Genomic DNA, 18,335 nt, shown 5'->3' on the forward strand with positions numbered 1-18,335 from the left:
GCCTTTTGCTGTGTGGGGGTGGGCGCTGTTGGGGCTGTTCCGTGCTCGTATTGGTGTGTCTGACTGTCGCTGTGGGGGTGTCAGGGGGTTGTAGGGTGTGGGCCACAGGGGGGGCACGGGGTTGTGGTCTCGTCTCGTTGGTGAGGGCCTGGGTGGTTGCTATCGCGCTGGTGTGGTGGGGTGGGGTTGCTGGTGGGTTGGGGTGTGGGCTGCTGCTGCCGTTGGGGTGGTGTGGGTATAGGAAAGCACCCCGTGGTTTGGTTGCCTTGGGGGGCGAACCAAAAAACGGGGTGCGGGGGTGTACGGAGTGTACGGGGAGTTACAAGTTAGAGCTCCAGGGCCTTGGCAAATACCGGCCAGGACTCGCGGAGATCTTCTTGCCAGTAGCTCCAGGAGTGGGTGCCCGTGTTGTGGAAGTTGAAGGTCGCGGGGATGTTCAGCTTGCGCAGCTTGGCGTCCAGGTTGTGCGTGCACACGTTGGTGGTGGCTTCGATGACGCCGCCGACGCCGATGGTCTGAATCATCGCGGAGACGGTCTCCGGCGGGGTGTAGTCCTGGAAGCGGGGACCGTTGGGCATGTCGTACTTGCCGGCGGTGCCGGAGCCGTTGGACACGTACAGGGCGGTGCCGGCGAGCTTATCGGCGTTGTGCAGGGCGTCGTTGTACATGTTGACTTCGCCCTTTTGGGGGCCCCACATGGCCTCCGGGGTGGTCTTTGCCCGGTCCAGGGTCAGGGCCATGGACAGCCAGCCTGCGGGGGTGGAGGTTTCGGCGCAGCCGGAGAAGGAGCCGACGGCGTCGTAAAGCTCGGGGTTGTGCTCGGCGAGCAGCAGTGCGGACGTGGCGGACATGGACATGCCGGCGATGGCGCGCTTGCCGTTGGCCTGGAGTTCCTTTTCCAGCGGCCCGGGCAGTTCCTTGGTCAGGAACGTCTCCCAGCGCTGGACGCCGCCGAGCTGGGGCACGTCGGTGACCCAGTCGGTGTAGTAGGAGAACTTCCCCTTCATGGGGATGACAACGTTGATGCCCTTGTCCAGGTAGAAGTCAATGACGTCGGTCTGCTGGATCCAGTTGGCGCCGGCTTCGCCGCCGTCGCCGCCGTTGAGCAGGTAGAGGGTGGGGGCGTCGGGCTTGCCGGCCTTGATGATCGCCAGCGGGATGTCAATGTTCATTGACGGGGAGTGGGCGATCAGCTCGACGGCGCGGTCCGCGTGGTGGCGGATGGCCTTGCGCCAGTAGGGCGTGGTGTCAGAAAAGCCCATGTGTTGGGGCTTGATGGTGGCCTGCGCGGTCTCTGCGTTGGGCTCGTCGCTAGCGCTGGTGGCGCTGGGGGCCTCGCTGTCGGGTGTCTCGCTGGTGGCCTCGGCGCTGGAGGTGGCGGCCTGGCTGGTTTCCTCAGCCGAGGCTGCGGGAATGGTCACGGCAGACAGTGCCACCGTGGCGGCTGCGGCGCAGGCGGCGGCGTGGCGTGCCAGCCGTGCGCGGGTGAGGGAGCGTGGAGTCAATCGTCTAACCTGTCGTAGTTGGTGCGTGCTTCAAAGGAGGCTGACCTGCCCTCGAGCGGACAGACTAAGGTCAGTTTAGACGCGCCACGGCGAAAGTCCAGCGTGTCTGCTGCCAAGGGTGTAGAACTTGGGGGGATCAGCGGTGGGCTGGGGGCGTCGATAAGCGGTGCCCCGTGGCCGACTGCACAGTGAGTAGAAGAGAAAGAGGTAAAGGTCATGACCCCTACGGAGAGCATTGTGGTTGCCATTTCTGGGCTGTTTGGCCAGCTGGGTAACGCCGGTTCGTCTGCTGGCGCGGAGCTGTCCATCGCCACCGATACGCTGCTCTAAGGCGGCCGGGGCAGCGGGGGTGCCCCCGAATTGGGCGACGCGGGTGGGGTAGTTTGCCGTATTCTTGGAAGGCGTGAGTGAACATTTTGATGTTGTTGTCCTCGGCGCCGGCCCCGGAGGGTACGTCGCCGCCATCCGCGCCGCCCAGCTTGGCAAGAAGGTTGCCGTCGTAGAAAAGCAGTATTGGGGGGGTGTGTGCCTCAACGTGGGCTGCATCCCGTCCAAGGCGCTGCTCAAGAACGCTGAGGTGGCGCACACCTTTAACCACCAGGCCAAGACCTTTGGCATGAGTGGGCAGGTCAGCTTTGACTTTGGGGCGGCCCATCAGCGCTCCCGGAAGGTCTCTGAGGGCATTGTCAAGGGTGTCCACTACCTGATGAAGAAGAACGGCATCACGGAGATCAACGGCTTGGGCTCCTTCACGGATGCGCATTCCCTAGAGATCACCGAGGGCAAGGATGCCGGCACCACCGTCACCTTCGACGACGTGATTATTGCCACCGGTTCCGTGGTGCGCACCCTGCCGGGGGTGGAGCTGTCTGACAACGTGGTGTCCTTTGAGGAGCAGATCCTCAACCCGGAGGCGCCCAAGAAGATGGTCATTGTGGGCGGCGGTGCGATCGGCATGGAGTTTGCCTACGTGCTGGCCAACTATGGCGTGGAACTGACCATCGTGGAGTTCATGGACCGCGTGCTGCCCAATGAGGAGCCGGAGGTATCCAAGGCGATTGCCCGCGAGTACAAGAAGCTCAAGGTCAAACTCCTCACCGGTTACAAGACCACCGCGGTGCGCGATAACGGCTCCGAGGTGGAGGTGGACGTGGAGTCCAAGGATGGCTCCAAGAAGGACACCCTGACCGTTGACCGCGTGCTCATCTCCGTGGGCTTTGCCCCCCGCGTGGAGGGCTACGGCCTGGAGAACACGGGCGTGAAGCTCACCGAGCGCGGCGCCATCGACGTGGATGAGCGCATGCGCACCAACGTCGAGCACATCTACGCCATCGGTGATGTCACCGCCAAGCTGCAGCTCGCGCACGTCGCCGAGGCGCAGGGTGTGGTCGCCGCTGAGACGATCGCCGGCGCGGAGACCCAGGAGCTGGGTGACTACCAGATGATGCCGCGCGCGACCTTCTGCAACCCCCAGGTGGCTTCCTTCGGCTACACGGAGGCCGCGGCCAAGGAGAAGTGGCCGGACCGGGAGATCGTGTCCGCGACCTTCCCGTTTAGCGCCAACGGCAAGGCTGCGGGCCTGGCGGAGACCGCCGGGTTTGCCAAGATCGTGGCGGATAAGGAGTTCGGGGAGATCCTCGGCGCGCACCTGGTGGGCGCCAACGTCTCGGAGATGCTTGCGGAGCTGACCCTCGCCCAGCGCTTCGACCTGACCGCCACGGAGATCGGCCGCAACGTGCACATCCACCCGACCATGTCTGAGGCCATCAAGGAGGCCGCTGAGGGCATTGAGGGCCACATGATTAACCTCTAGCGCGGCCGCCTACCGTTCGGGCTGTCCCGAGCGGTGTGTGCCTCGCTTATCGACGCCCCCGCGCCCCGCCGCGCGCAGCACCCGTCCCGGAACCCCGGTGCGTGCTGCCCGTGGCGGGGCTGTCGTCTGCCGGGGCCGGGCGCGGGGCCAGGCGCGGGGCCGGCTGAGCGCCGCGGAGATTCGGCGCAGGTGCGGGGGAGTGTGTGGGGAGGTGGGGGACGGGGGCGTCGAGAAGCGTTCGGGGTCCACGCGGACAGGGGAGCGTGCGGGGCGTATTGCTGCGGGTAAGGGTGAGTTTTCGGCCGAAAGATTGACTCCCTTCGGGGGTCGCCCAAGGGGGGAGACTGCCGTGGTGTGGCCATTGTCACCCCATAATTTCCACGGAAAGTAATTTTAGCCCCTCATCGGCTTTCGTCCACCTTGTGGACCATTAGTACCACCTAAGAACCCGCGGAGATGAGGAAACCGCCAGGTGACGCTTTCCTAAGAAAGTGGCAAAAATCCCCCAAGAACGCCCCTATCCGGCAGGTTCACCCCCTGAACGGAGTGGGTAAAATCCCTCATTCCTGCCTATGGTTAAAGGGACATTGGAGGTGCCATGACTGTTAGAAACCCGGACCGTGAGGCAATCCGCCACGGCAAAATCACTGAAGAGCCGATCCGTAAGAGTCCGCGCGTGCCGTCTTGGGCACTCAAGCTCGGGATGGCGTTGTCGGGCCTTGTTTTCTGTGGGTTCGTGCTTGTCCACATGGTGGGCAACCTGAAGCTGTTCCTGCCGGCCCACGATGGCGTGCCTGCCATCAACGAGTACGGCGAGTTCCTGCGTGAGATCGGCGAGCCGCTCTTCCCGCGCGAGTCCATCCTGTGGATCCTGCGCATCCTGCTGCTGGCCTGCCTGGTCATCCACGTGTGGGGCGGCATTGAGCTGCACCACCGGTCCCGGGTGTCGCGTGGCAAGTTCCGCCGCACCAACCTCATCGGCGGGCTGAACTCCTTTACCAGCCGCACCATGCTGGTCACCGGCATCGTGCTGCTGCTGTTCATCATCTTCCACATCCTGGACCTCACCCTCGGCGTGGCCCCCGCGGCCAGCACCGCCTTCGAGCACGGCGAGGTGTACGCCAACCTGGTTGCCAGCTTCAGCCGGTGGCCCGTGGCCCTGTTCTACGTGGCGTCCATGATCATCCTGTTCCTGCACCTGTCCCACGGCATCTGGCTGGCCGTCAGCGACCTGGGCATCACCGGGCGCAGGACCCGCTCCGTGGCGCTGTTTTTGGCCTACCTCATTCCCGCGGTGGTCATGGTGGGCAACATCATCCTGCCGCTGACCATCCTCTTTGGGTGGGTGAGTTAGCCCCGGGCAGGCCACCGCTTCCGCGGCGATCCGCCCCACTAGCTAGCTCTCACGGACAAGAAGGTTGTAAGGAAAAATGAGCACTCACACCGAAACTGGCGCCCAGCGCCCCGCGTTCACCGCCCCGGACACGTGCGTCGAGGGCGTGACCGTTGGCCGCGTCCTGGATTCCGCCGAACCCAAGGGCGTCCCCACCAAGGACATGTGGGACTACCAAAAGGACCACATGAACCTGGTCTCCCCGCTTAACCGGCGCAAGTTCACCGTGCTGGTGGTGGGCACCGGCCTGTCGGGCGGCGCTGCGGCCGCCGCGCTGGGCGAGCTGGGCTACAACGTCAAGGTGTTTACCTACCACGATGCCCCGCGCCGCGCGCACTCCATCGCGGCCCAGGGTGGCGTCAACGCCGCCCGCGGCAAGAAGGTGGACAATGACTCCGCCTACCGCCACGTCAAGGACACCGTCAAGGGTGGGGATTACCGCGGCCGGGAGTCGGACTGCTGGCGCCTGGCGTATGAGTCCGTGCGCGTCATTGACCACATGAACGCCATCGGCGCGCCGTTTGCCCGCGAGTACGGCGGCACGCTGGCCACCCGCTCCTTCGGCGGCGTGCAGGTCTCGCGCACCTACTACACGCGTGGCCAGACGGGCCAGCAGCTGCAGCTGTCCACGGCGTCGGCGTTGCAACGCCAGATTCACCTGGGTTCGGTGGAGATTTTCACCCACAATGACTTCCAGGACCTCATTGTCACCGAGGAAGACGGGGTGCGCCGCGCCCGCGGCATTGTCACCCGCAACCTCATCACCGGCGAGCTGACGGCCTTCACTGGGCATGCGGTCATCCTGGCCACCGGCGGCTACGGCAACGTCTACGGCATGACCACCCTGGCCATCAACTCCAATGCGTCGGCGATGATGCGCGTCTACGAGCGCGGCGCCTACATGGCCTCCCCGGCGTTCATCCAGTTCCACCCGACGGGCCTGCCCATCAACGCGGACTGGCAGTCCAAGACGATCCTCATGTCGGAGTCGCTGCGTAACGATGGCCGCATCTGGTGCCCCAAGGAAAAGGACGACCAGCGCGACCCGAACACCATCCCGGAGGAGGAGCGCGACTACTTCCTGGAACGGCGCTACCCGGCGTTCGGCAACCTGGTGCCCCGCGACGTCGCCTCCCGCGCGATCTCCCAGCAGATCAACGCCGGCTACGGCGTGGGCCCGAAGAAGAACTCCGCCTACCTGGACTTCCGCGACGCCTTCGAGCGCCTGGGACACAAGACCGTCGACGAGCGCTACTCCAACCTGTTCAAGATGTACGAGGAGGCCATCGGCGAGGACCCGCACAAGACGCCGATGCGCATCGCCCCCACCGTCCACTTCACCATGGGCGGTCTGTGGACCGACTTCAATGAGATGACCTCCATCGACGGCCTCTTCGCCGGCGGCGAGTGCTCCTGGACCTACCACGGCGCCAACCGCCTGGGCGCGAACTCGCTGCTGTCCGCCTCCGTCGACGGCTGGTTCACCCTCCCGTTCACCGTGCCCAACTACCTGGCCAACCACCTCAACGAGCCGCTGCTTCCCGATGACGCCCCGGCCGTCGCCGAGGCACTGGAGCGTTCGCGGGCGCGTATCGACGCCCTGGTTAACAACGCAGGCCCGGACCCGCACGGTCCCGAGTACTTCCACCGCCAGCTCGGCGAGATCCTCTACCGCTGCTGCGGCGTGGCCCGCAACGTGGACCTGCTGCGCCAGGGCATCGAGGAGATCCGCGCCCTGCGCAAGGAGTTCCACCGCAATGTGGCCATCCCGGCCTCCGGGGACCAGATGAACCAGGTCCTCGAGCGCGCCTGCCGCGTCGCGGACTACATCAACTTAGGCGAGCTGATGTGCGTGGACGCGCTGGACCGCGACGAATCCTGCGGCGCCCACTACCGGGAGGATCACCTCTCGGACGAGGGCGAGGCAGAGCGCGATGACGAGCACTGGTGCTTCGTCTCCGCGTGGGAAGCTGCCGGTGAGGACGCCTACGTGCGCCACGCCGAGCCGCTGTACTTCGAATCGATCCCGCTGCAGACAAGGAACTACAAGTAATGAAACTTCATCTTGAGATCTGGCGTCAGGCCGGCCCCACCACGGACGGTTCCTTTGAGGGTGTCGAGGTCGACGACGCTGAAGAGCAAATGTCCATCCTGGAGCTGTTGGACTACGTCAACGAAAAGCTCATCGAGGCAGGCAAGGAACCGTACGCCTTCGCCTCGGACTGCCGCGAGGGCATCTGCGGCACCTGTGGCCTGCTCGTCAATGGCAGGCCCCACGGCGCCGGCAAGAACTCTCCGGCCTGCCAGCAGCGCCTGTTTAACTACAAAGACGGGGACACGCTCAAGATTGAGCCGCTGCGCTCCGCCGCCTTCCCGGTGATCAAGGACATGGTGGTGGACCGCTCTGCCCTGGACCGGGTCATGCAGCAGGGTGGCTACGTCTCCGTGCAGGCTGGCACCGCGCCGGACGCGGACACGCTGCACCTCAACCACGAGGTTGCGGAGTTCTCGCTGGACCACGCCGCCTGCATCGGCTGCGGCGCCTGCGTGGCGGCGTGCCCGAACGGCGCGGCGCACCTGTTTACCGGCGCCAAGCTGATTCACCTGTCCAAGCTGCCGATGGGCAAGGAAGAGCGCGGCAAGCGCGCCCGCCAGATGGTCGACGAGTTGGAAACCAACTTTGGCCACTGCACCCTCTACGGGGAGTGTGCGGACGTGTGCCCCGCCGGAATCCCACTGTCGGCCGTGGCGGCCGTCACTAAGGAAAGGGCGCGTGCCGCTTTCCGGGGTAAAGACGACTAGCATGCGTTAAGGTTGAGGTCATTGGACCTCTTTGAAAGAAAGTTGAGTTCTCTGGCTATGTCCAAGCACACTGCGGTTTCCCAGAAATCTGCGCCGGCGCAGCACGGGTCCACCCCTGCCTACTCCGGGCGCATGCACTACATCGAGGGCTATGACCCGGTCAGCTATGAGGCCCCGCATTCCTCACTGCTGCGTACCTCCACTTGGGTGGGTATGGGCCTGGTTCTCGCGGCACTGTGCCCGGCGGGCACGATGGTCTACGCCGGGTCGCTTATGGCCTTTGGCAACACCGGCCACGCCGTGATCAACCCCTCGTTGATCCTCATCATCGGCGCGGTGCTCCTGGTGGCGTTCCTGGTGGCTGGTGCGGCCCTGATTTACCACGGGCGGCGCTACTACTTCCAGTACCGCAAGGAAACGGGGCGCGTGAACTAGCGGCCCTAAGGTGGGGCGGGGGGAGCGAGCCGGCGGCGTCGGAGGCTCTATTATTGGAAGCCATGATGCGAAAAATTATGTGGGTAGCCATCGCCGGCATCGCGCTGATCACGGGAATCTCCTTCCTGATGACCGGCATTGAGATGCTCTGATGGGCGCACAACCCGCAGCGCGCACCTCCGGCCCGCGGCATGCCCGCTCCGTGCCAGGCCCAGCCCCCGCCGACGAGGCGCGCCGGCGCCGGGAGCTGCGCCGCCACAAGACCTTTGTCACCGCGCTGCTGGCCGCAGCCGCGGTGATCTTCTTGGCCTGCTCGTTTTGGCAGTCCCGCGCGGGCGGGGCCCCAGAGTGGGTCGGCTACGTGCGCGCCGCCGCGGAGGCGGGCATGGTCGGTGGCCTGGCGGACTGGTTCGCCGTCACCGCGTTGTTCCGCCACCCCATGGGGCTGCCCATCCCGCACACGGCGCTCATCCCGCGCAACAAGGACCGGCTGGGCGACTCCCTGTCCGGGTTCGTGGGGGAGAACTTTCTTAATGCGGAGCTGATCACGGAGAAGGTAGCTACCGCGGAGATCCCGCTGCGGGTGGGCCAGTGGCTAGCCACCCCGGAGAACGCGGCGAAGGCGTCCAGTGAGGTTGGCAGGCTGGTGGGCAACGCGCTGCGGGCGATCGACCCTGCGGACGCGGAGGCACTGATTCGTGGGGGGATCGTCGATAAGCTCGCACAGCCGGAGTGGGGCCCGCCGTTGGGGCGCGCGCTCGGCCAGCTCATCGAGGACGGCCGGGTGCAGCCCGTCGTCGAGGACGTGGTCGGCTGGGCGTGCCGGAAGGTGGAGGACTCCCAGGAGCTCATCGTCAGCATGGTGGACGGGCGCGCCCCCAGCTGGGCGCCGAAGTTTGTCAATGACCTCGTCGGCGAGCGCATCTACCGGGAGTTGCTGGGCTGGTGCCGCGACGTGGCGGCCAACCCCAACCATGAGGCCCGGGTGGCGCTGCTGGGCTACATCACGCAGCTCAGCGTCGATCTCCAGCACGACCCGCAGCTCATGGCCCGGGTGGAAGGCTGGAAGGACGACCTGATGGCCTCGCGCCCGGTGGCCGCCGCCGCGCCGGCGATCTGGGAGCGCACCAGCGCCGGGCTTATCGACGCCGCCGGGGACCCCCAGTCTCTACTGCGCCGCAAGGTGGAGGAATACGCCCTGGACTGGGGTCAGCGCCTGGTCAGCGAGCCGGAGCTGCGTGACCAGTTCAACCGCCGGATCACGGATGTGGCGGCGTTTGTGGCCAGTAACTATTCCGGGCAGATCACCGCGATCATCTCAGAGACCGTGCAGGCCTGGGACGCGGAGGAGGCCAGCGACAAGATTGAGCTGATGGTGGGCAAGGACTTGCAGTACATTCGGCTCAACGGCACCATCGTCGGCTCGCTGGCCGGGCTAGTCATTTACACTATTTCTCAGATCCTTTTTTAGTATTCATTTCCCCTTTTGAGGTGGGGCGCCGCCGGGCGCCCCCGATGAGACAAGGCAGGTGACCAACGTGTCAGAAGAGTCCGCTTTTGATGCCCTCGGACGCGCCGGGCGCAGCGCCGGAGACGTCGCACGCGGGGCCGTCGGTGATTTCACGCAGCGGCTGCGCGCCGGCCAGGACTCGTCCTGGGCGCGGATGAAAGAGACCTCCACGCGGACGCTGCGTTCGCTGGCCCAGGTGCGCTCCGCCGAGGAACTGCGCGCCACCACCACCGAGTTTGCCGACGCCGCCGAAGCGGTCCTCGATGAGCTCACCTCCGCCGCCCGCGGCGCCGCGCAGTCCGCCCGGCAGGGTGAGGATTACGCCGAGGCCCAGGAGGCGCTGACCAGTGCCGCCGCCGCGATGCGCATCACGTTGAATGACGCCACCGATACCCTGCGCCGCGAGGGCAGCCGCGTGGGCTCCCAGCTGTGGGACGGCTCGCCCAAGGTGGCCGCCCTGCGCGAGCGCCTGGACGGGCTGCTGGGCCAGGACTCTCGGCGTGCGGACACGCCCGCGGAGGAGCACCAGGGCCGCCACCGCCGCCCGGAACCAGACCCGGGGCCGGGGGCGCACCCGGAGGTCATTGACGGCGAGGTCCTCTGGGAGGAGCGCCCGTGAATCAGGGGCTAGAGACGGTTCTGTGGGGCCTGGACCGGCTGGATAATTACCTGTTCCTCCTCGCTGCGGTGGCCGCCCTGGTGGGCGCGCTGCTGATTGCCACCACGCGGGCGGACGCCTTTGACGCCGCTGACCGCAAGTCCAAGTGGACGTGGGCGGGCATGCTCCTCGCCGCCGCGGTGGCCTGTGTTTTCTACCCCATGACCACCCTGTTGGCCTGGGTGGGCATCGTGGTCACCGGCCTGTATTGGTTTGACGTCCGACCCCAGATTGCGCGCCTGCTTGGCGGGCAGTCCGGCTGGTAGGCGCGGGGTCTGCGCGCAGATGCTTCTCGACGCCCTCCTCGACCACCCCGCACACCGCGAGAAGGTGGCCGCCGCCTGCGCGTCCTCCGGATGGCATGGCGTGGTCGCCCCGGCCGGCTGGATCACGGCGGAACGTGAGCCGTCCGAGGTCCTAGTGCTCACCGCCCTGTGTGGTTTTCCCACCGGCACTCACCACGGGCTGGTCAAGGCCGCGGAGGCGCGGCTGGCGGTCCACAGCGGGGCGACCGAGGTGCTTGTGGCCCTAGATCCGCTGGCGGGGCAGGATGCGGCGCTGGCGCAGCTGGCGCTGACCATGGAGGCTGCCACCCCCCACGTGCCTGTGGGGGCGGTGTGTGGCGCGCCGGTGAGCGCGCAGGAGTGGTCGGGCCTGCTGGCGGCGTGCGCCCAGGCGCGGGTGGCCACCGTGGCGCTGGACGCCCGGGTGGGCGCCGCGCTGGCCGGATGGTCGGAGCTGGTGGCCCAGGTGCACGCAGCCGGCGCGGCCCTGATGGTGCTGGGGGCGGCGCCGGCGCAGGTGGAGGACTTGGAGGCCGCAGGCGTGGACCGGGTGGCCGTGCCGGTGGCCTGATCGCGGCTAGTTGGCCACCCGGGAGGCCTCGAGGTCCCGCAGGGCCACGTTTTCGCCGCGCACGCTGGCGGTGAGTCCTTCCTCGGTGGCGGTGGCCTGGGTGATGGCCAGCCCGCCGAAGCGGGCGAGCTGCTGGCTGATGCCCTCCTGGAGGGCCTGGGTCAGCTGCCTGGTCACCTCCTCGGGCAGTTCGAGTCCCAGCACCTCCGTCTTGGTGACGGCAAACGTGATCGCGTCGCCGGAGGGAGCGGGGGTGAGCGTGGCGGATGCGGCCCCGCCGGAGAATTCCACGACGAGGGTGTCCGCGGCGGCGTCGGAACGCACGTCGGTGACCTGCACTAAGGAGCGCAGCAGCTGCGCGCCGAAGCCGCCGCCAGCCTCCTGGGCGGCCTGGGCGTTGATGGTGTGGCGCACGGTGGCCAGCAGGAACTCGTTGCTCAGCGTGCTGGTGGCCTCCAGGGTGCCGGCGACGGGGTTGTTCTGGTCGCTGATGTCTAGGTCGGTGAGCACCAGGTGGGAGCCGGGTTGGCCGGAGATGTCATCGCCGCGCACCATGAGCGTGGAGGGGGTATCTACCTCGACGTGACCGACGGTGCGGGTCACAGCCGCCGCGATGACGGGGTGCAGGCCAAAGGAGACCTTCGGGTCGTCGGGGGTGAATCCGGGGTTTTCTGCCGTGGCTTGGGCGCGGAACTCGTCGGCGATTTCGCGCCCGGCGTACCAGCGCACCGCGAACTCTGCGGCCGCCGCCACCACGGCGAGGACAACAATCAGGCTGAGAAGTACTTTGAGGGTTCTAGACACGCCCCCTAGTGTGCCACCTAGGGGGCCACCAGGGACCACGCTACGGTGATCGTATTGTCGCGCAGGCGGCGCCGCTGCGGGTCGATGGGGACCCCGGCGGCGCGCAGGTCTTCGTGGGCGTGGCGCCAGCGCACGCGCGGGCCGTAGGGTGACCATCCGGCGGCGCGGTCCCAGGCGGCGTCGAGAAGCGTCAAGAATTCGTGGATGGGCTGTCCGGGCCGGTTGTTGTGGATGAGTGCTTTGGGCAGGCGCTCGGCCAGGTCGGAGGGGCGCTCTACGTCGAAGGGGTCCCACGCGAGGGTCAGGGATCGGGGGCCGTGGGCGTCGAGGAGGATCCAGGTGGCGCGCCGGCCGAGCTCATCGCAGGTGCCTTCGATGAAGAATCCGCCCGCGGCGAGCCGGGAGGTGACGGTGTGCCAGGCGGCGTGGACTTGGGCGACGTCGTATTGGCGCAGCACATTGAAGGCGCGCACCACCTGGGGGCGCAATCCGGCGAGCTCGAATCCTCCGAGGGCGAAGGTCACGCCGTCGCGCGGGGGCAGGACGCGGTCGGGGTCGATTTCTAGGCCGGTGACCGCCACGTCTGGGCGTACGCCGCGCAGCCAGCGGGCCCACTCCACGGTGGTGGTGTGGCTCGCCCCATAGCCCACATCGACGGCGAGCGGGTGCTCGGCGCGGCGCAGTACGTCCCGAATCGCCGGGTGGTGGGCCATCCAGCGGTCCGCGCGGCGCAGCCGGTTGTAGCCGGTGGTCCCGCGGGTGATCACGCCCACGGGCGCGTCGGTGGTGTCATCGAAGCGGGCGCGCAGGTTGTGGGCGTGATCGGCCATTGCTTGGGTTTAGAGGTTTTCGCTGATCCAGGTCTCCAGCAGGCGGGCCTCGTTGTCAAAGATCTCCGCCAGCGGGCCGGCGACCTTCGGCTCGATGGCCCCGCCCATGAACGGGATGGCCACGGTGACCTCGTGCTCGTAGTCGAAGGTGGTGGTGTCGGTGCCGGAGACGGTGGCCTCGCCCTTGTAGTCCACGGGGGTGCCCTTGACGTCTGCGGTGTACTCCAGCTCGATGCGGCCGTCGCTCAGCGCGCCGACGGTGATCACGCGCTTGACCTTGAGTGCCTGGGAGACCATGGAGCGCACGGCCTCGGGCAGTACCTCCAGGGGCAGGACCTCGAAAAGCGTGACCTCGGCGCCGCCGTCGGTGGCGGTGAACTCGTGGACCTCGCCGGGCTCCGGGGACAGGTGGGCAGCATCGTAGGCCCAGAAGTCCTTGTTGGTCAGCGCCGCGTGCACCTTGTCCAGCGGCTGGTTGACGGTGACGGTATTTTCGCTTCGGGTTGTCATGGACTTGAGACTACCGTTATAGGGGTGATTCCTACACCGCTGGCCCATGCGCTGGAGACGATCCCGGACTGTCACATTGCTACAGACACGTCCCTGTCCGAGTTGACCACCTTTCATCTGGGCGGCCGCCCGCGCGCGACGCTGACGTGTACGACCGCGCAGGCCGTCGCCCAGGCGGTGGGTGTTTTAGACGATGCCGGAGTGGAGGCGTTGGTCGTCGGCGGCGGGTCGAACCTGGTCATCGCCGATGGGGAGCTGGATCTGGTGGCCGTGGTGGTGGCCAATACGGGGGTAGACATCGGGGAGGACGGGCTGGTGCGCGCCCAGGCGGGCACGGTGTGGGACGAGGTGGTTGCTGCCACCGTCGACGCGGGCTTGGGCGGGCTGGAGTGCCTGTCCGGCATCCCCGGTTCGGCGGGGGCCACCCCGGTGCAAAACGTGGGCGCCTACGGCGCCGAGATCGCCGACGTGCTCACCCGCGTGCAGCTCTATGACCGCGCCACCGGCCAGATTTCCTGGGTGCCGGCGCAGTCCCTGGAGTTGTCCTACCGCTACTCCAACCTCAAGTTCACCCAGCGTGCCGTGGTGCTTGCCGTGGAGTTTCAGCTGCTTATCGACGCCCTGAGCGCACCGTTGCGCTACGGCGAGCTGGCCCGCAGGCTGGGCGCTACCGAAGGCGAGCAGCGCTTCCCCGTCGCCGCCGTGCGCGCGGAGGTCCTTGCCCTGCGCGCGGGCAAAGGGATGGTGGTCGATCCGCAGGATCATGACACCTGGTCCGCCGGGTCCTTCTTTACCAACCCGATCGTCGCCGACGCCCAGGCCGATGCCGTCGCCGCCGCCGTGGCCACCACCGACCCAGACGGCGCCGCCGCCATGCCGCGCTACCCGGCGGGGACGCAAGGGCAGGTCAAGCTGTCCGCCGCCTGGCTCATCGAGCGCGCCGGGTTTGCCAAGGGGCACCTCGGCCCGGGCGGGCGCGCCGGGCTGTCCACCAAGCACACCCTGGCGCTGACCAACCGGGGGCAGGCCACCACGGAAGACCTGGTGGCGCTGGCCCGGCAGGTCCGTGACGGCGTGCGCGAGGCCTTCGGCGTGGAGCTGGTGCCGGAGCCGGTGTGGGTGGGCGTGGAACTCTAGGGGCGCCGGATTATAAGGCGCAGGCAGGGCCGCCGCAAGAGCTTTGGGAAAATGGGATACTAAAGGATAAAGCGGCGGGTACTTTAGTATCCGCCGCTGTGTCAGGAGGGCGGCCTTCCCAGTTAATGGGAAGGGTGATCCCGTCGCTTTGTTATGGGCTACTCATGGCTGTCACCGCTGCTGCAAGGCAGACCTTAAGGTGGGGCTGGTCCGCATGGCGCGGCGGTGACCTGCGGTTCTGTGTGATTTGAGGGTGGGGTGGGGGACGGGAATGTGCATTGTGGTGGGCGGAAAATGAGCCCATTAGTTTATTTATGGGCAAAGTGTGACCGTAGAAGTGGGCGGATGAAAAGTGCTTGGGCAATGCGGTTCATGCGCGCTAATTGCGGGGATGTGAATTGCCTTTTGTGTAATGCGCAAAAGGGGACCGGTGTGTGGTTCCGAAAATTGTCCGGGGGAGCGGCGGTGGTGCCAGCGGTGTGTATTGAGTCGCGGCGATAGCGGGCGCGTGTGCGTCCATCCGGCCACGTAGCGGGACGTGTCGGGGTGAGGGAAGGGGCGCGCATAGGCCTGTGTGGGGCGACCGGATGGCCGCCGGTGTTTGGGGCGCTAGGGGGTGTGTGTTGTCTGGTGGTGCGGGTGGGGTTTTGGCGCCAGGGGGCGGGCGTCTGGGGTTGTGAAGAAGCGGGCATAAATCTGCACCAATGGCCCTAATGAACATGAATTGCAATAACGGTCGCGCGGCCTTAATCTGCTAACGACAATCGCTTTCACTTCACGCGTGTGGACCAAGCAAGAAACTGAGGACCGAGTGAGCAACTCCCATCCCACCGTGCGCGCGTGGCTAACCGTGCCGCTGGCACTCTGCGCCGCACTCCTACTGATCCTGCTCAGCGCCCTGCCCGCCCGCGCCGCCGCGGACGGCACTCTGTCTGAGGGGCACACAGACATCTTCTACGTGGTCTCCGACGGGTCCTCGCTGAACATGCTGCTCAAAGAGGACGTCACCGGATCCAACGTCCTCCACCACCCAGAAGACATCACCCTGGGCGTCAACGAGGAAGCCTGGAACACCGACGTGGCCGAGGTCCCCGGCATCGGGGAGCCCGGCTACTTCCTGCCCCAGACCCAGCAGGCCGGCCTGCTGTGGCCCGGCTGGTCCACCGAACAGGTCGCCGAGGCCGGTCTGGGAGCCGTGGACCTCGTCTTTGATGAGGTCACCGGGCCCGGTAACGTCTACCTGTTTAGCCAAGCCGGCATCGGCGAGCTCGGCCCCCTGCTTGCCGACGGCTCGCTCACCCTGTCCAGCGGTTCCGTCCTGCCCGTCCCGCGCCCCGCCCACACCCACGCCAACTGGGTATTCAGCCAGCCGGGCACCTACACCATGACCGTGCACGCAGACGCCGGCTCCCTGGCCTCTTCCGCGCACACCTACACCTGGGTGGTCGGCGGCCAGCCCGGCACCGATGCCGTGGCCTCTGACCTGGGCATCGACGACGTCATCGACGCCGCGGCCATCCCCGCGGCCGAGCGCGACGACGACGCCCCCGGCGAGGACGCCGCAGCAGGATCAGGCGGCGCGGCGAGCGCCGACTCCAATGGCGCGCGCGGCGGCACCCGCCGGCCCGGCAACTCCGGGGCCGCCACAAACTCCGGCGCAGGCGGAGCCAAGTCCCACGCGGCCGGGGCAAACGCCCCCGGGCCCAAGAAGAAGGAAGACGGCACCTGCGAGGGCCTCATCCCGCAGATCAAGGACGATTCCGTCCACCCCGCGGTCATGCGCAAGCCCCAAGAAGTCACCTTCGCCCTCGGCCCGGCAGCCAAAAAAGACCTGCCGCGCGCCTTAGGGCCCATCCAACCCGGGGCCGTCCACATGATCGGCGCCACCCAAGAACCCGGCGTGCCCTGGGTGGGGGCAAACACCATGGACACCGAGCTGAAGAACCACACCGAGGGGGCCGTGACCTGGACCCTCGACGCCTTTGACGGGCCCGGCGAAATGTTCGTCTATGAGCAGGGCAACCTGGGCAAGGTCGTGGGCAAAGAATGGTTCCGCGGCCAAGGCACCAAGCCGGAAGGCCAGGTAGAAATCCCCCGCAACACCCACGTCCACCCCAACTGGGTCTTCTCCGAGCCGGGCACCTACCGCATGCGCATTACCCAGCACGCCACGCCCACCGGCGGCGGGGAGCCGGTCAGCGCAGCCACGGACCTGACGTTCAAGGTCGGCTCCTCCGACGGCTCCGATGACGGCCACTTTGACATCGGGGCGACGTGGGGACCCACTGACTGCGCCGCCGCCGGCCCCCTGGCCGGGGTAGACAAGCCCGTGGACGTGCGCGCCTCGCGCACCGGGGAGGCCGCCCCGGCGGAGCTCGGCGGGGCACACGTCACCGCGCCGGCGGCACTCATCGCCTTAGGCGGGGTGAGCATATTGGGGTTGGGCCTGTGGGCCTACAACCGGGTGGGACGGCAGTGAGGGCGCGCATCGGGGCGTCGATAAGCATCTGCTGTGCCCTGCTGGCCGCAGGGTGCGCTACCAGCCCGGAACCTGACGGCGTGCAGGTGGTCGCCTCCACGCCGGTGCTTGCCGATCTCGCCCGGCAGGTTGCCGGCGAGCGCGCCCACGTCACCGACCTGGTCCCGCCGGGCGCCGACCCGCACACCGCCGAACCTACGCTGCGCGACGTGCGCGCCGTTGCCAACGCCGACGTGGTGCTGGCCAACGGCCTGCTACTCGAACCCGAAGCACTCACCCGCACCCTGGAAACCTCCACCCGCCCCGGCGTGCGCGTCACCGACGTCGCCCACGAAGCCACCGGGCACGGCGCCCACCTGATCCCCCTGGTAGAAAACGCCGCCCTCGACTCGGTGTGGCTGGGCCTGCGCGTGCGCGGCGCCGGCGCCTCCCGCGGGGTCACCCGCACCAGCGAAATCACCGTCACCGCCACGGACATCACCGGTCCCGGCACCCTGAGCGCCTTTGTTACCGGCACCTTCGGCCAACCCGAACCCGTCTTCGCCCCCACCCGCGGCGCGGACACCGCCCGCCTGCCCGTCGGCGCCCACACCCACTTAAGCTGGGCGTTTACCGAGGCCGGCGAGTACCGCATGGACCTGCGCGGCGGCATCGACGGCCACGACTGCGGCACCGGGCAGCTCCTCTTCGCCGTCGGCGTTGACCCGCACGCCCCCGGGCGCACCGTCATCGACACCGGCCACCAAGACCTCACCGTCGACCTGGACGCCTGCACCCTGTCCATCACCGGAGACGCCGGCACCATCGCCCTGGACAAGGCCATCATCTCCGTACCCGGAACCACCTACAGCGAAATCCCGCCAGACCCGCGCTTCCGCTTCCTCGGCCGGCCCGGACAGCCCGCCTACATGCTCGCCCAGGCCGTGCTGGGCCGCCACCTCCACGGCGAAATGGACCCCCACTTATGGCTCGACGTCTCCAACGCCATCGCCTACGTTGACGTCATCGAACAAGCCCTCACCGCCGCGGACCCCGCCGGCGGGCCCGGCTACGCGCGCCGCGCCGAAGACTACCGCGAACGCCTCCGCCGCCTCGACCACACCCTGCAGGAGACGGTTGCCGCCATCCCCCCGCAGCGCCGCCACCTGATCACCACCCACGACGCCTACGGCTACCTGGCCAAAGCCTACGGCCTCGACGTCGCCGGATTTGTCAGCCCCAACCCCTCCGTGCCCGCCAGCGCCACCGACCTGGTGCGCCTGACCCGCACCCTGAACCAGCTGAGCGTGCCCGCCGTCTTCCTCGAACCGCAGCTGGCCTCCCGCTCCGGGGAGCTGACCTCCCTGGCCCGGGACAACGGCGTCGAGGTGTGCCCCATCTACTCCGACAGCTTCGACCCGGCGGCCGGGGTGGACTCCTATCTCAGCGCCATGACCGCCACCGCGGACTCGCTGCGCCGCTGCCTGGGGCCAGGCGCCGCGGGAGGCGGGGGATCGGCTGACCCTCCTGCGTCGGCGGCACCCGCACCGGGGTCGGCGGCACCCGCACCGGGGTCGTCAGCGCCCGCAGCAACGACCACCACCACACACAACAAAGGACACTAA

At 67.5% G+C, this 18,335-nt stretch carries 16 protein-coding genes; 12 read left to right on the plus strand and 4 right to left on the minus strand.

The features are described 5' to 3' along the window. Positions 1-326 precede the first annotated feature (326 nt). Complete coding sequence (locus LH390_RS01125; RefSeq protein ID WP_399524903.1) at positions 327-1,421, minus strand: alpha/beta hydrolase; 1,095 nt, start codon at positions 1,419-1,421, stop codon at positions 327-329. 487 nt (positions 1,422-1,908) lie between these two features. On the opposite strand from LH390_RS01125, the gene lpdA reads away from it, so the two are divergent. From lpdA to LH390_RS01175, 9 genes are all read left to right on the plus strand, one after another. Further along, positions 1,909-3,318, plus strand: a complete 1,410-nt coding sequence (lpdA, locus tag LH390_RS01130) for a dihydrolipoyl dehydrogenase (RefSeq protein ID WP_227280995.1) — start codon at positions 1,909-1,911, stop codon at positions 3,316-3,318. A 598-nt stretch (positions 3,319-3,916) separates the two neighbouring features. After that, on the plus strand, positions 3,917-4,672 hold the full coding sequence (locus LH390_RS01140) for a succinate dehydrogenase cytochrome b subunit (RefSeq protein WP_227280994.1): 756 nt from the start codon (positions 3,917-3,919) through the stop codon (positions 4,670-4,672). A 76-nt stretch (positions 4,673-4,748) separates the two neighbouring features. Continuing rightward, positions 4,749-6,764, plus strand: a complete 2,016-nt coding sequence (locus LH390_RS01145) for a fumarate reductase/succinate dehydrogenase flavoprotein subunit (RefSeq protein WP_227280993.1) — start codon at positions 4,749-4,751, stop codon at positions 6,762-6,764. Next, positions 6,764-7,513: a succinate dehydrogenase/fumarate reductase iron-sulfur subunit gene (locus tag LH390_RS01150; RefSeq protein WP_227280992.1), complete on the plus strand. Its 750-nt coding sequence runs from the start codon at positions 6,764-6,766 to the stop codon at positions 7,511-7,513. The genes LH390_RS01145 and LH390_RS01150 overlap by 1 nt, the downstream gene beginning before the upstream one ends. A gap of 132 nt (positions 7,514-7,645) precedes the next feature. After that, positions 7,646-7,948 carry a hypothetical protein gene (locus LH390_RS01155; protein ID WP_399524901.1) on the plus strand — a complete coding sequence of 101 codons (303 nt, stop codon included), beginning with the start codon at positions 7,646-7,648 and terminating at the stop codon, positions 7,946-7,948. A 151-nt stretch (positions 7,949-8,099) separates the two neighbouring features. Next, positions 8,100-9,419: a DUF445 domain-containing protein gene (locus tag LH390_RS01160; RefSeq protein ID WP_227280990.1), complete on the plus strand. Its 1,320-nt coding sequence runs from the start codon at positions 8,100-8,102 to the stop codon at positions 9,417-9,419. A gap of 67 nt (positions 9,420-9,486) precedes the next feature. Continuing rightward, positions 9,487-10,077 (plus strand): CGLAU_01105 family protein, encoded by a 591-nt coding sequence (locus LH390_RS01165; RefSeq protein WP_227280989.1) that lies wholly within the window; start codon positions 9,487-9,489, stop codon positions 10,075-10,077. A gap of 29 nt (positions 10,078-10,106) precedes the next feature. Beyond that, the gene (locus tag LH390_RS01170; protein ID WP_227282664.1) at positions 10,107-10,382 is read left to right on the plus strand and encodes a DUF2516 family protein; all 276 of its coding nucleotides are present in this window, start codon (positions 10,107-10,109) and stop codon (positions 10,380-10,382) included. 19 nt (positions 10,383-10,401) lie between these two features. After that, entirely contained in the window at positions 10,402-10,971 is a 570-nt protein-coding gene (locus LH390_RS01175) for a hypothetical protein (RefSeq protein ID WP_227280988.1), read from the plus strand. Between the two features lie 6 nt (positions 10,972-10,977). Here the strand turns inward: LH390_RS01175 and LH390_RS01180 are convergent, their stop codons facing one another. Genes LH390_RS01180 through LH390_RS01190 form a run of 3 tightly spaced genes read right to left on the minus strand, consistent with a single transcriptional unit; the run spans position 10,978 to position 13,115 of the window. Then, complete coding sequence (locus LH390_RS01180) at positions 10,978-11,775, minus strand: LmeA family phospholipid-binding protein (protein ID WP_227280987.1); 798 nt, start codon at positions 11,773-11,775, stop codon at positions 10,978-10,980. A gap of 17 nt (positions 11,776-11,792) precedes the next feature. Continuing rightward, complete coding sequence (locus LH390_RS01185; protein WP_227280986.1) at positions 11,793-12,605, minus strand: class I SAM-dependent methyltransferase; 813 nt, start codon at positions 12,603-12,605, stop codon at positions 11,793-11,795. A 9-nt stretch (positions 12,606-12,614) separates the two neighbouring features. Continuing rightward, positions 12,615-13,115, minus strand: a complete 501-nt coding sequence (locus LH390_RS01190) for a DUF2505 domain-containing protein (RefSeq protein ID WP_227280985.1) — start codon at positions 13,113-13,115, stop codon at positions 12,615-12,617. A 24-nt stretch (positions 13,116-13,139) separates the two neighbouring features. Between LH390_RS01190 and LH390_RS01195 the strand changes: the two genes are divergently transcribed. The 3 genes from LH390_RS01195 (at position 13,140) to LH390_RS01205 (ending at position 18,335) form a co-directional block, all read left to right on the plus strand. Beyond that, positions 13,140-14,252, plus strand: coding sequence for a UDP-N-acetylmuramate dehydrogenase (locus LH390_RS01195; RefSeq protein ID WP_399524894.1), 1,113 nt, complete (start codon positions 13,140-13,142; stop codon positions 14,250-14,252). Positions 14,253-15,063: 811 nt separating this feature from the next. Then, entirely contained in the window at positions 15,064-16,731 is a 1,668-nt protein-coding gene (locus tag LH390_RS01200; RefSeq protein WP_227280984.1) for a TIGR03773 family transporter-associated surface protein, read from the plus strand. Next, complete coding sequence (locus LH390_RS01205; protein ID WP_227280983.1) at positions 16,728-18,335, plus strand: anchored repeat ABC transporter, substrate-binding protein; 1,608 nt, start codon at positions 16,728-16,730, stop codon at positions 18,333-18,335. The genes LH390_RS01200 and LH390_RS01205 overlap by 4 nt, the downstream gene beginning before the upstream one ends.

The sequence above is a fragment of the Corynebacterium uberis genome (genome assembly GCF_020616335.1).
GTDB classification, from domain to species: Bacteria; Actinomycetota; Actinomycetes; order Mycobacteriales; family Mycobacteriaceae; genus Corynebacterium; species Corynebacterium uberis.